Below are 13506 nucleotides of genomic sequence, written 5' to 3' on the forward strand. Positions count from 1 at the left end.
GTTTTGTGTCGCGCGTCTTCCCAACAGCCCACGCACAACGCAAAACAGGCCCGCAGAGCCATTGCCCCGCGAGCCTGTTCCTCACGCGCGCTGCCCCTGCAAAGCCCTGCGCCTTACGCGGCGGGGCCTTGCGGATCAGACGTCAGACCTCAGAGATGCCCCTGAGACAGTTCATTAGCCAGCGCCTGATTTTTATAAACCACTTTCAGCGCTTCCATGATGGCGGCTGTATCCACTGCAACAGCACGGTTGGTGGTTTCATCGTAATAGAAATCCCCACCCAGAGAGTGGATGTTCCCATCAAAAATCAGCCCCACGGCATGGCCCTGAGAGTCGATGACCGGAGAACCTGAATTGCCGCCGATAATGTCGTTGGTCGAGACAAAATCGTACGGGGTTTTCATGTTGACGTGCGCCTTGGCGTCCAGCCAGGGCTTCGTCAGCTTGAACGGGTCAGAGCCGGTTGCGCGGTCATACAGACCGGAGAAATAGGTAAAGGCCGGCACGGCTTTTCCGTTTTCATCCCAGCCTTTGACCTGACCGAACGACAGACGCTGCGTGAACGTCGCATCCGGGTAGGACGACACGCCATCGCGCTCAAAGCGGGCCTTGGCCATGGCTTCGCTTGCCTGACGAGACGGTGCTGCGACCTCATCATCCATCTGCTTACGCAGGGCGCGGGTCTGCGGTTCGATGCTGCGGGCCAGCACAATCATCGGGTCTTTGGAGGCGGCAATGGCGTCCGCGCCACCTTTCCAGAGCGCCAGACGCACCTTGGGGTCTGCAAGTTTGGTGCCCTTGACCAGCGTTTCCGCCAGATCATCCGGTGCGGCTTTACCCAGAACCAGCTTCACCATCTCATCATCCGCGCCCAGCACCTGCCGCAGCTTGGTCAGAGAAAAAGCGAGTTCTGTCTTTTCAAGATCAGGATAAACCGGCGCCGTGGAACCGAGTTCGGCTTCCAGCGCAGGCAGGCGGGCGTCATGATACGCGGTCAGACGTTCGGCATCCGGCTTCTGGCGTTCACTCGCAGCGCGCACCAGCAGCTTGGCATACTGGAACAGCTCACCCTGAATACCAAAAGCGCCTTCAAGCATCAGGTAAGGTTTGAAAATACGCTTCTTAACAGCCAGCGCCTGTGCGTTTTTCGCCCACGGGTCGCCATAGGCTTCCTTGCGTTTGGGGTCCGCGTTGATCCAGTCGCGCAGGCTGGCTTCACTTTTTGCCTTGGCATCCAGCAGTTTGGGGTCAGACAGAACATCCACGCGGCCACGATAGACTTTCAGACTGTTCTCAATCCCAAAGACGCGTTCCTGTGCTTCCTGATGATGCGCCGTGCTTTCCCGGCTGTACTGCCACAGCGCGCCATCCAGCGCGGAATAGTTGTCGACAATGAATGGCACCGTCACGTTTCTGGAAAATTCCAGATCCGCCAGCGGCACTTCACGTTCTGTAGAGCCCGGATTGCCGGAGGTGAACACCAGCTCCCCTTCCTTCGGGCCAGCAGCGTCAAACGGCAGGAAGGCATCAACCTTGGCAGGCTTCCCGTTTTCGTAAACACGCATGAACGCCATATCGAGGTCGTAGCGCGGGAAGTTGAAGTTATCCGGGTCCCCACCAAAGAAGGCCGCGTTCTGATCGGGCGCCATCACCATACGCACATCCTGATAGCGGCGGTACCGATACAGCGCCGTGCGACCCCCGTGATACAGGCTGATCACATCACAGCGCCATTTCTTCGGGTCATCCTTGGCGCATTCTTTTTCAATCGCACTTTCCTCGGCCTGACGTGCCGTGGTGTAGGCCGCGCCATCCTTGCCGCGCAGGGCCGTCTGCATCCGGTCCGTCACATCGGTAATGCTGTCCAGCTGGTTCAGCTCCATGGCGGGGCAGCGCTGCTCATCCGCCGGGCTTTTGGCGCTGTAGCCGTCCTGAAAGTAGTTCTTCCCTTTGCCGGAAAGCTGCTGGAGGCATTCATTGGCGCAATGGTGATTGGTCATCACCAGCCCATCAGCGGAAACAAAAGAGGCTGAGCAGCCCAGTGCCAGACGGGCGGACGCCTTGGTCACGCGTTCTGTCCACGCGGCGGTGGGGGTAAAGCCATAACGCTGCTTCATCAGGTCTGCGGGCAGATGGTCCATGGTCCACATCCCCTCATCCGCATGCGCGAAGGGAATGGAGGGAAGAACCGCCGGAGCGCACGCCAGCACCGCCAGAGGCAACAGAGAACGCTTGAAAAAGCTGCTCATGATGCAGAAACCACCTTCGGGTAAATGTTACACTATAACGAAATCGTTCCGCACAGTGACGCAGACACGCGCACAGAGCAAGACGTTTAAGACGCTGCTCCGTCGTCTTCCTGCAAGGTTTCCAGAACACCTGCGGCCAGAGCGCGCGTCACTTTTTCACCAGACGCAAGGGCGGCCTGATCCAGCCGGGCCGCCATATCCCGAATCGCCCCGGCATTGCGGGGCAAACGCCGCAGCAACCATTCCGTCACCGGCTGGGCCACCACCATCTGCCGTTCCGCCAGCAAACGCAGGAATAACCGCCGCAACAATTCTTCCTCCGCCTGCCCAATGGGCACAGAGGCCGTGGCCCGCAGGCGGCTGGCCAGATCCGGCAGAGACACACGCCACCGCGCGGGAGAGGCCCGCCCCGCCATGAGCAGCGCCATCCGCCGCTCCCGCACCAGATTGATCAGATGCAGAAGGTCCGCCTCCTCCCGCACCTGATCCGCATTATCCAGCGCCAGCGCACGGAACCCGCCTTCATGAAACAGATCAGCCACATCCTGCTCATTCAGGCGGCGGCCCTCAATAACAGGCGCACCATGCCGCGCCGCCCAGACGGAGAGCAGATGCGTCTTGCCAGTGCCGCTTTCCCCCCACAGGGCCATGCGGCCTTCCGGCCAGCGCCACATTGCTTCCGCATCCAGCACCCAGCCGCGCGCTGCCGCATTGGAGGGAGCCGCCACAAAGTCTGAGCGTCCGAATCGGGGGCGGTGCGCGAACGGCAGAGCAATCTGCCCGCTCACTCCACCCTCCTTTCCGTCCGCCACAGGCTGCTGTGCGGCCTCTTTTGTTTCCGTAATCCGTTTCATGCCGCTTTGCGTGTTGCTTCACCTGCCGTAAAGACTGTCCTCAGGGATTCCTACCCTACCCGATCCGTTACATCGACCCCTTTCAGACCAAGAGCACCTGTCATGACGTCTTCTTCCAGTTCTCCCTCTTCCCGCCTCACCTACCGTGACTCCGGCGTGGACATTGAAGCCGGAGAAGCTTTGATTGACGCCATCAAACCCGCAGCCAAGGCAACAGATCGCCCCGGCACCATGGGTGGCCTTGGCGGATTCGGTGCGCTGTTCGACCTCAAGGCCGCAGGCTTTAAAGATCCGGTGCTGGTCTCCTGCACGGATGGGGTCGGCACAAAGCTCACACTGGCCATTGAAACGGGTCTGCATGAAACCGTGGGGATTGATCTGGTCGCCATGTGCGTGAACGACCTGATTGTGCAGGGCGCGGAACCGCTCTTCTTCCTCGATTATTTTGCAACCGGCCGCCTGTCTGTTGAAAGTGCCGCCAACGTTGTGCGCGGCATTGCGCAGGGCTGTGAGCAGTCCGGCTGCGCGCTGGTAGGTGGTGAGACAGCAGAAATGCCCGGCATGTATGCCGATGGGCATTACGATCTGGCCGGCTTCTCTGTGGGTGCGGCAGAACGCTCCGCCCTGCTGCCCGCTGGCATTGCTGACGGGGATGCGCTGATTGCCCTGCCCTCCAGCGGCGTACATTCCAACGGCTATTCTCTGGTGCGCCGCATTGTGGCCGATGCCCATCTGGCCTGGACGGACCCGGCAGCCTTCGCACCGGGCAAAAATCTGGGTGAAGCCCTGCTGACCCCCACAAAACTTTACGTCCGCACGGTGCTGGACCTGCATCGCGCAGGCCTGCTGCACGCCGCAGCGCACATCACTGGTGGCGGCCTGCCGGGCAACCTGCCCCGTATCCTGCCCGACGGGCTGGACGCTGTGATTGACGCCGCATGGCCGGTGCCGCCCGTTTTCAACTGGCTGGCCCGCACGGGGGACGTGGCGAATGAAGAAATGCTGCGCGTGTTCAACTGTGGCGTGGGCATGGTGCTGGTTACCCCCAAGCCGGACGACGTTCTGGGCCGCCTGAAAGAGCTGGGCGAGGAAGGCACGCTGATTGGCCACATCGCCAAAGCGGCTGACAGCTCCGCTAAAGCTGGCCTGAAGATGGTTGCGTCCCCGGATTTTCACGCAGCATGAGTGAGACGCCTAAAACCCCGGTCGCCATTCTGCTCAGTGGCCGGGGCAGTAACGCCACGGCTCTGATTGAAGCCTGCAAGCAGCCGGATTTTCCGGCCCGCATCTGCCTTGTGCTGAGCAACAAACCAGACGCACCGGGGCTGGACATGGCCCGCGCCGCAGGGCTTGAGACCGTGGCGATTGACCACCGCCTGTATAAAAAAGACCGTGACGCGCATGAGCGCGCTGTCGATACCGCCCTGCGGGACGCCGGGGCGGAAGTTGTTTGTCTGGCGGGCTATATGCGCCTGCTCACCCCGTTTCTCACCACCCAGTGGGCGGGGAAAATGCTGAACATTCACCCCAGCCTGCTGCCCGTCTTCCCCGGCCTGCATACGCATGAGCGTGCGCTGGACGCTGGCGTGCGCATTCACGGCTGCACCGTGCATCTGGTTACAGAAGGCATGGATGAAGGCCCTATTCTGGGGCAGGCGGCAGTGCCGGTTCTGCCGGGTGATACGGCTGATGCCCTTGCCGCGCGTGTGCTGCGGCAGGAACACCAGCTCTACCCGGACGTCCTGCGCCGGTATCTGACCAAGAGCCAAGCCCCGATATCAGCAGACGCCGCCCTGTTAGTGGCGTAATGCTCCGGCAGGTCTGGCCTGCCACTTCCCCCCGCCTTTATGGCCTGACCTGATTGCCTGAACAGATAGTGAGCTGATGACAGCAGAACCCCGCCGCCCCCGTAACCCCAGACGCAATGCAGCACGCCGCAACAACGCCCCCCAGCCTGCTGACCCCACGCGGGACGTTGCGTTTGATATCCTGTGCGGCGTGGTGGAACACCGGCGCATGCTGGAAACCACCCTGTCCCGCTCCGCTAACGAGCACGAGGCCCCGCCGCGTGACCGTGCGGCAGCCCACCGTCTGGCCGCAGCCACCCTGCGCCACATGGGTACGCTGCGCACCGTGCTGGAACCTTTCCTGCGTAAGGAACCACCGGAGCCTGTCCGCGTGGCGCTGATGATGGGCTGTGCGCAGCTCCTGTTTCTGGAAACACCGCCGCACGCTGCTGTTGGCACCACGGTCTCTCTGCTGCGCCGCCGCAAGCTGGCTCCGTTTGCCGGGCTGGCTAATGCCGTGCTGCGCAAAGTGGCCGATAAAGGCCCCGCTCTGCTGGAAGGGCTGGACCAGCCACGCCTGAATATCCCTTCCTGGCTGTGGAGTTCCTGGAACACGCTGGGCAAAGGGGCCGCGCGCGCCATTGCTCAGGGGATCAGTCATGAAGCCCCGCTGGACATCACCCTCCGCCCCGGCGCGACGGCCCCGGAAGGCGGCGTGGAACTGCCCAACGGCTCCATTCGCCTGCCCGCCGGCACCCGCGTGACGGAACTGCCGGGGTATGAGGAAGGTGCGTTCTGGGTGCAGGACGCTGCCGCAACCCTCCCGGCCCGCCTGCTGGCCGCCAAGCCGGGTGAACGCGTGGCCGATCTGTGCGCCGCCCCCGGCGGCAAAACCGCGCAACTTGCCGCCACTGGCGCAAACGTGACTGCGGTGGAGCAGAACGCCACTCGCCTGCTGCGCCTGCAGGAAAACATGGCCCGGCTGGCCTACCCTGTGCAGATTGTGCAGGACGACGCCGCCACATGGAAACCGGATGCGCTGTTTGACGCCATTCTGCTGGATGCGCCCTGCTCCGCCACCGGCACGGCCCGCCGCCACCCGGATGTGCTGTGGGTCAAACGCCCGCGTGACCTGAACGCCCTGACAGCCGGGCAGGACCGGCTTCTGGCTGCGGCCAAATCCATGCTGCGCCCCGGTGGCCGGCTGATTTACGCCGTGTGCTCCCTGCAGGATGAGGAAGGCCCGGCCCGCGCCCGTGCGGCGCAGGAGATGGGGCTGATCCCCTCTCCCTTTACGCCGGAAGAACTTTCCTTTCTGCCAGAAGCGCTTACGCCGGAAGGCTGGCTGCGCACTCACCCCGGTATGTGGCTGGACAAAGGCAGCATGGATGGGTTTTTTGCAGCCCGCTTCATCGTGCCTGCGTAACAATCTTCCAAACGCGCTTTAACAGAGTTGCGTCAGGCGGCGGGATTGCGGATAACAAAAGTTATGCACTCTGTAACCCGCCCCCTTATTGCTCCCAGTGTTCTTGCCGCCGACTTCGCCCGTCTGGGCGAGGAAGTGCAGGCCGTGGCCAGAGCCGGGGCAGACTGGATTCATCTGGACGTGATGGACGGGCATTTTGTGCCCAACATCTCCTTCGGCCCGCAGGTCGTCAAAGCGCTGCGGCCTTACAGCACGCTGCCGTTTGACGTGCATCTGATGATCGAACCTGCCGACCCGTATCTGGAAGCCTTTGCCAAGGCTGGGGCGGACCATATCCTTATCCATATCGAAGCCGGGCCGCATGCCCACCGTTCGCTCCAGCATATCCGTGCGCTCGGGGCCAAACCCGGCATTGTGCTGTGCCCGGCAACACCACCGGAAGCCGTGAGCGAAATTCTGGATATGGTGGACGTTATTCTGGTGATGAGTGTTAACCCGGGTTTTGGCGGCCAGAAATTCCTGACCAGCCAGCTGCCCAAAATCCGCCGCCTGCGTGAGATGATTACGGCTACTGGCCGGGATATCCGTCTGGCCGTGGATGGCGGGATTGACCCTAAAACCGCCCCACTGGCCGTTGAGGCTGGCGCAGATGTGCTGATTGCCGGCAGTGCGATTTACGCTCAGCCGGACTATGCCGCAGCGATAGACGCCCTGCGCTCTCCCGTTACAGCATGATGCAGATCATTCCGCCCTCTTGCGCAGGGCTTTATCACTCCTGACAGCCCCCTTGTTTTCCCCGCCCTCTCACTTCGGAGCACTCCCTGCCTGATGCCCCTGCGCCGCTGGACCCGTGATGCCCGTCTGACCTTTGCCATGCGGAACCCGCTGGGTGGTTTTAGCCGTGTGCCTGCCGCACCGGCCCTGACATTGCGAGACCTCTGGCCGGGGGACCCTCTGGTGGGTGAGCGGCTGGTGCGGAACCAGAGCCTGTTTGAAGGGGTTGTGCGCAACCTCCAGCATTTGCAGTGGGACAACCCCGCATGGCCGGAAGCCTATCGCCGCTGGCTGCAAGGCTTTACCTGGCTGCGGGACCTGCGGGAACTGGGGGCGGAATCTGCCCGCATCAAGGCGCGCAGCATGGTCGCCACATGGATTGGCCAGCCTGCTTCTGAGCGCCCGATTACTGACCCCTCTGTAACCGGGGCGCGTCTGGCCGCGTGGCTCTCCTATTACGAATTTTTTGCTGCTGCTGCGGATGATCATTTCCGGCAGAACCTTATGGCCGCGCTGATTATGGAAGCCCGCTCCATTATGGCGCTGATGCCGGAGGGAGCCCGTGGCTGGCGCGCGCTGACAGCCCTGAAGGGCCTGCTGGCCGTTGCCGTCGCCATTCCGGACCATCCGGAATTTCTGTCCCGCTATCTCAAGCTGATTGATCAGGAAATTGATCAGCAGTTCCTCGCGGATGGCAGTCACATCACCCGCTGCCCGGAAGACCAGTTTCAGGCCGTGCGGGAACTGGCGGAAATGCTCAGCATCCTCCAGACCGCCCGCCTGCCCCTGCCCACCCGCCTGATGGAAGTGGCAGACCGCGCGGCCCCGGCCCTGCGTGCCATGCGGCACGGGGATGGCGGGCTGATGCTGTTTAACGGCAGCCGGGAGCGCGACCCGCAACTGATTGAGCAGGTGCTCAACCGTGCCTCCCGCGGGCGCGTCGTCGCTGCCAGCCAGCCGGAAAGCGGCTATATCCGCCTTACCAGCGGTCGAACCATGCTGTTTGCCGATGCCGCAGGCCCTGCCCCGGCAGGCTATGACAGCACGGCCCATGCGGGTATGCTCTCGTTTGAATTTTCTTCTGGCCGCCAGCGGATTATCGTCAATTGCGGCGCCAGCACGCAGCGTGGCTGGTCTGAGGCGCTGCGCGTCCCGGCAGCCCATTCCGTGCTGGAAATGGGCTCACTTTCCCCCATCATGCGGAACCAGAGCGGCACCATTACGCGCAGGCCCACCGTCACCCGCGCGCAGGCCTCGCAGGAGGGCGCGCACTGGCTGCACATGACGCATGATGGCTACAAGCCTCAGGGCGGCGGCGTGTATTCCCGCCAGCTTTATCTGGGCAAAGATGGCCAGACCCTGCGCGGGGCAGAAGCTCTGGAAGGCACAGAAAGCCGGGATTTCTGTATACGCTTCCACCTGCACCCCGACATTACCGTGGAAGAAATCGAACACGGTTTCCTGCTCTACACGCATGAAGAAAGCTGGCTGTTTCAGGCCAACGTGGCCGCTTATCTGGAAGACAGCGTCTATCTGGGCAGCGGGGAACGCGTGGATTCTCTGCAAATTGTCCTCTGCCCGCCGGAAGCACCCGAACCGCCGGAAGAACGTGCGGCCGCGGCAGAAGGCGAAGAGGATCAGGACCCCGAGGCGGAGGGTGCAGACCACGCCGCCCATGCGGAGGGTGAGGCTTACCCGGAAGATAGCGCCACTTATTCCGCAGACCGCGCTACAGAACAGGACGCTTTTTACGGCCAGTCTCATGAGGCAACGGAGCACGAGGCCTATCAGCCGGAAAACGGGGGCCACGCCGAACAGGATACGTCTGCTCCCTACCCAGACCACACCTACGCCCAGACGGACGCGCACGGTTATACGCAGGAGGGAGAGGCTTACGCCTCAGCCCCGCAGGACAGCGAAGAGGATGCCTTCAGCCCGCTGCTGCATGATGCGCCTCCCGCCGACAGCATGCCGTATCAGGCCGCCAGCACGACGGGCCTGGGCCATACGGACCATTCCGAACACGCTACGCAGGAAACGCCGAGCATGGCGGAGGCGCTGTTTGCCGGGGAGGATGCGGCCGCTGACCATGCGTCGCAGACGGAAGGTCCCACAGATCACGGGGCATCCGCACAGGCCTCTGAATCCGCAGCTTCCAGCAAACCCACCGAGGCTGCTCCCTCCGCCCCGGCCATGCGCCCTGTCCGGTGGGCACTCACGCTGATGACTGACTGAGTAAGACCAGCGTGAAAATTCTCGAAATCACCAACGTCGATTTTTCCCTGAACCACTTCCTTCTCCCCCTCATGCGCGCCCTGCGGGATGAGGGACATGAAGTGGTGGGGGTTTGTGCGGATGGTCCTCTGGTCGCCCCGCCCCGGCAGGCCGGGTTCCGGGTGGAAACGCTGCCCTTTGCCCGCTCTTTTTCCCCCATCGCGCAGGCCCGGGCGTTCTGGGCGCTGGTGCGGCTCATTCGGCGGGAAAAGCCGGACATGGTGCACGCCCATATGCCCATCAGCGGTATTCTGGCCCGTGTGGCTGCCAAACTCTGTGGCGTGCCGCGCATTGCCTATACCTGCCACGGCTTCCTGTTCAATCAGCCGGGGTCTGCGCTACGGCGCGGGCTGGCGCTGGTTCTGGAATTTCTCTGCGGGCGGATGACGGATGTTTATCTCACCGTCTCGCAGGAAGAGGCTGAGGATGCCCGGCGGCTGCACATCGCCCGCAACCCCATCGCCATTGGCAACGGGCGGGATAGCTCCCGCTTCCGGCCAGACCCGGCAGCCCGCGCCCGCATCCGGCAGGAACTGGGCACGGCAGAAGAAACACCGGTTATTGTCGTGGTCTCCCGTCTGGTGCGCCACAAGGGCTATCCGGAACTGCTGGACGCCATGCACAGCGTGCCCGAAGCCGAACTGTGGGTGGTAGGTGAACGCCTGACCTCTGACCACGGTGCGGCACTGGACGCCTGTTTTGCCGAAGCACAGGCCGCCCTTGGTCCGCGCCTGAAATGTCTGGGCTACCGGGCCGACACCCCTGCGGTTCTGGCCGCAGCAGATATCTTCACGCTGCCCAGTCATTTTGAAGGGCTGCCCATGTCCATTATCGAAGCGATGATGACGGGCCTGCCCGTGGTCAGCACCGATATCAGCGGCCCGCGTGAACAGGTTATATCCGGAGAAACCGGCCTGCTGGTGCCTCCGGCCACAGTCGCCCCCCTCGCAGCGGCCCTGCGCCAACTCGTGCAGGACGTGCCCCTGCGCACCCGTATGGGGCAAGCAGGACGGCAGCGCGCTCTGGCACTGTTTGAAGAAAAGCAGATTATTCAGAAAACGGTGCAGCTGCTTACCAGCGGCTAAGCAGACAAAGTGACGGGCGCAGGTGAGAGGCTCAGATCCTCTTCACACCCTCTGCGCCACATCACATCCCAAAATTTATTTGGTCGCCGTATGGGCTTTTGCGCTACCTGTCTGCTCACCGGCAGACTGATCCGGCGTTTTCAGCAAACGGATGGTCAGACGAGAGGGAGACGCCGCAATGCGTGCCCCATCCCGCGTGTAGTCCAGACGAATCCGCACGCCGTTATCATTTTCCATCAGCTGACCACTCACGCCACGGCCCACTGTCGCCTCACCGGAGAGCGCCCAGAACGTGCCGGCAAAATCTTCAATCCGCTGGAGATTATAGACCTTGCCCACACTGTCACCGGACGAATAGCCGATTGCAGCGGCGGAAGCGCCTTTGACGGAGAACGGATAGGTCCGGCCGCCGTAAGTCAGAACCCCATGGCCCCACGTGTAGCCCACGCCAAGATCGGCTGAGCTGGTGTGAAATGAGACTTCACCCGTTACAGGCCCAAGCGTCGTCTGGGCACAGGCGGTCAAAGACCATGTACCACACAAGGCCAGGGCAGTCGCAATGTGAAGGGATGCAGAGCGCATCAACAGGCTCCTTGCTTCAGGATGGCGGCCGCCAAAGTCCGGGGGATCCAGATGCAGCGCCTTTTCGTCTTGCCATGTTTTACGGAAAGAAGAAACACGGCAAGACCATAAAGACAGTAACCTTGTTTAAAAAGATATCCTGCCTCTATTCAGCATTCCACACAGGGTCCTTCAGTTCTTCCAGAAAAGCGCGGTGGGCCGCCAGTTCTTCCTGCGTGGGCACAACCCGCACAACCCGACGATTCACCGGCCCCTCATACATCACCGCATGGCCATTGGTGCCATCTGCCACCAGCCCGAGCCCGTGCTGGCGGCCGCCCATCAGCTCCACATACACATCGGCCAGCAGTTTACAGTCCAGCAGGGCGTTATGGGTGGTTCGGGCAGACAGATCGATGCCAAAACGGCGGCACAGCGCATCCAGACTGTTGGGCATACCGGGGAAGCGCTCGCGCGCCATGTCCAGCGTATCCACCATGCGGCCCAGATCCAGCGGCTTGCGCCCGGCGCGCTTCAGTTCCGCATTCAGAAAACCAAAGTCAAAGCGGGCATTGTGGGCAATCAGCTGGTCATCGCCAATAAAGCTGAGAAATTCGTCCACAACCTCGGCAAATTTCGGCTTCCCCTGCAAATCCGCTGCCGTAAAGCCATGCACGCGGGAGGCCTCTTCCGGCACGTCCCGCTCCGGGTCAATCAGCACGCGGAAGCTGCGGCCTGTCGGCAGGTCACTCACCAGTTCAAGGGCGGCAATTTCAATCACCCTGTCCCCGGTGGCGGGGTCCAGCCCTGTGGTTTCCGTATCGAACAGAATGGAGCGTTTCATGCCTTTAGTGCCTTAATCAAAGAACGAACCTGCCGCTGCGTTGCGCCCAGAGTCACGCCGGTGTCTATCACCGTATCCGCCAGCCGTCTCTTTCTGGCATCGGGCATTTGCCGGGCCATCAGCCGCCGGGCCTCGGCTTTTGGCAACCCACGCCGCCGAGCCACCCGCTCAGCCTGCAAACGCGGCGGGGCGGAGACGAGCAACACATGGTCACACGCCCGCTGACTGCCGGTTTCAAACAACAGCGGAATATCCAGCAGCACACAGCGCGCACCCTGCCGCCGGTGGCGGGTGAGAAACGCCTGTCGAGCCGCCCGCACCATGGGGTGAAGAATGGCCTCAAGCTGCCGCAACAGCCCCGGCGTTTCCGCCACGGCACGCCGTAGGACGGCTCTGTCCAGATGTCCGTTAGTCACGGCCTGCGGCACCAGCTCCGCAATCGGCCCAAGGGCCGGACCATTGTCGGCCTGAAGCTGGCGGACGGTCGCATCGGCATCAAATACCGGAACGCCTGCCTGCCGGAACATGCTGGCCACGGTGCTTTTGCCCATACCCATCCCGCCTGTCAGCCCCACAACCTTCATGTCAGACCTTTCTGTTTGCCTGATGCGCGCCACGCTCTCCCCACCAGCGCGTCACAAACTGGCGGTTACGGTCGCTTCTGTTTGGGCATCTACCACCGGGTCCTGCCCGAACCATTCACGGAAGCCGAGGCGTGCCTGATGCAGCAACATCCCCAGTCCGCCCAGCGTTTTCAGACCGTGCTGTTCTGCCTCAGCCAGCAGCGGGGTCAGGCGCGGCACGTAAACGATGTCGGCCACAACCAGTTTATGAGACGCCGCTTTCAGAGACGGACGGAACATCGGGTCCGGGCCGCCTTCCATCCCCAGTGATGTAGTGTTCACCAGCAGGTCATACCCGCCCAGCCCGGCTTCCCACGTCTCCCACGGCACAACTTCCAGCCCCGGCAGAACAGCGGCAAGACTGTCAGCCCGCGCCTGCGTGCGGTTGGTCACGGCGACATGCAGCCCCCGGTCCTGCAACGCTGCGGCGACTGACCGCGCAGCGCCCCCGGCCCCAAGCAGCAGCGCCCGACCTGATGCCTGAAGGCGGATGCCGCTGGCGTCCATGCTGGCCACAAAGCCCCCGCCGTCGGTCGAGAGGCCTCGAATCCGACCATCCTCTTCAAACACCAGCGTATTGACGGCCCCGGCCCGCTCGGCGGACGGGTCCAGCTCATCCGCCAGCGCACACGCGGCTTCCTTATGTGGAATGGTGACATTCGCGCCCCGGAACCCGGCAGCCTGCAAACCACGCACGGCAGCTTCAAACTGTTCGGGCTTTACGGGGAGCGGCACATACGCGCCATCAATCCCGTAGCGTCGCAGCCAGTAATTATGCAGCGCGGGAGAACGGGAGTGTGAAACCGGCCAGCCCAGCACCCCGGCCAGACGCGCCTTGCCGGTGATGATCTGAGGTTTGGGGGAAACAGAATCAGGCGTTTTGGTCATGCTGTTCTCTGGCGTTTCAGACGGGGGAAAACGGATGCGCACCCCTCCGCACAGCCGGCGAAAGGGGGCTCCTGTTTCAAAAAATGGCTTTATCAAACACTACGGGCAACACGCGCGGACGCAAAGGCCACACATAAAGCG

General features: G+C 62.4%; 12 protein-coding genes. 6 read left to right on the plus strand and 6 right to left on the minus strand.

The features are described from left to right. Positions 1 to 149 precede the first annotated feature (149 nt). Both AD930_RS16920 and AD930_RS16925 read right to left on the minus strand, forming a co-directional pair. Positions 150 to 2249: a S46 family peptidase gene (locus tag AD930_RS16920; protein WP_061507119.1), complete on the minus strand. Its 2100-nt coding sequence runs from the start codon at positions 2247 to 2249 to the stop codon at positions 150 to 152. Between the two features lie 86 nt (positions 2250 to 2335). Further along, complete coding sequence (locus tag AD930_RS16925) at positions 2336 to 3103, minus strand: P-loop NTPase family protein (protein ID WP_043552159.1); 768 nt, start codon at positions 3101 to 3103, stop codon at positions 2336 to 2338. A gap of 102 nt (positions 3104 to 3205) precedes the next feature. On the opposite strand from AD930_RS16925, the gene purM reads away from it, so the two are divergent. The 6 genes from purM (at position 3206) to AD930_RS16955 (ending at position 10449) form a co-directional block, all read left to right on the plus strand. After that, positions 3206 to 4288, plus strand: coding sequence for a phosphoribosylformylglycinamidine cyclo-ligase (purM, locus tag AD930_RS16930; protein ID WP_061507120.1), 1083 nt, complete (start codon positions 3206 to 3208; stop codon positions 4286 to 4288). Continuing rightward, entirely contained in the window at positions 4285 to 4911 is a 627-nt protein-coding gene (gene purN, locus AD930_RS16935; protein ID WP_061507121.1) for a phosphoribosylglycinamide formyltransferase, read from the plus strand. The genes purM and purN overlap by 4 nt, the downstream gene beginning before the upstream one ends. 76 nt (positions 4912 to 4987) lie before the next feature. Further along, positions 4988 to 6316 carry an RsmB/NOP family class I SAM-dependent RNA methyltransferase gene (locus tag AD930_RS16940; protein WP_043552153.1) on the plus strand — a complete coding sequence of 443 codons (1329 nt, stop codon included), beginning with the start codon at positions 4988 to 4990 and terminating at the stop codon, positions 6314 to 6316. Positions 6317 to 6379: 63 nt separating this feature from the next. Beyond that, positions 6380 to 7051 (plus strand): ribulose-phosphate 3-epimerase, encoded by a 672-nt coding sequence (rpe, locus tag AD930_RS16945; protein WP_043552151.1) that lies wholly within the window; start codon positions 6380 to 6382, stop codon positions 7049 to 7051. Between the two features lie 93 nt (positions 7052 to 7144). After that, the gene (locus AD930_RS16950) at positions 7145 to 9325 is read left to right on the plus strand and encodes a heparinase II/III family protein (protein WP_061507122.1); all 2181 of its coding nucleotides are present in this window, start codon (positions 7145 to 7147) and stop codon (positions 9323 to 9325) included. 11 nt (positions 9326 to 9336) lie between these two features. Further along, on the plus strand, positions 9337 to 10449 hold the full coding sequence (locus AD930_RS16955) for a glycosyltransferase family 4 protein (protein ID WP_061507123.1): 1113 nt from the start codon (positions 9337 to 9339) through the stop codon (positions 10447 to 10449). A 75-nt stretch (positions 10450 to 10524) separates the two neighbouring features. Here the strand turns inward: AD930_RS16955 and AD930_RS16960 are convergent, their stop codons facing one another. The 4 genes from AD930_RS16960 to AD930_RS16975 all read right to left on the minus strand — a co-directional run bounded on the left by AD930_RS16960 (position 10525) and on the right by AD930_RS16975 (position 13365). Then, the gene (locus AD930_RS16960; protein WP_061507124.1) at positions 10525 to 11031 is read right to left on the minus strand and encodes a hypothetical protein; all 507 of its coding nucleotides are present in this window, start codon (positions 11029 to 11031) and stop codon (positions 10525 to 10527) included. Between the two features lie 145 nt (positions 11032 to 11176). Next, the gene (dnaQ, locus tag AD930_RS16965) at positions 11177 to 11854 is read right to left on the minus strand and encodes a DNA polymerase III subunit epsilon (RefSeq protein ID WP_061491223.1); all 678 of its coding nucleotides are present in this window, start codon (positions 11852 to 11854) and stop codon (positions 11177 to 11179) included. After that, the gene (coaE, locus tag AD930_RS16970; RefSeq protein WP_061507125.1) at positions 11851 to 12438 is read right to left on the minus strand and encodes a dephospho-CoA kinase; all 588 of its coding nucleotides are present in this window, start codon (positions 12436 to 12438) and stop codon (positions 11851 to 11853) included. The genes dnaQ and coaE overlap by 4 nt, the downstream gene beginning before the upstream one ends. Positions 12439 to 12489: 51 nt before the next feature. After that, positions 12490 to 13365 (minus strand): shikimate dehydrogenase, encoded by an 876-nt coding sequence (locus AD930_RS16975; RefSeq protein WP_061507185.1) that lies wholly within the window; start codon positions 13363 to 13365, stop codon positions 12490 to 12492. Positions 13366 to 13506 lie beyond the last annotated feature (141 nt).

Source organism: Acetobacter malorum, from assembly GCF_001580615.1.
Classification (GTDB): domain Bacteria; phylum Pseudomonadota; class Alphaproteobacteria; order Acetobacterales; family Acetobacteraceae; genus Acetobacter; species Acetobacter malorum.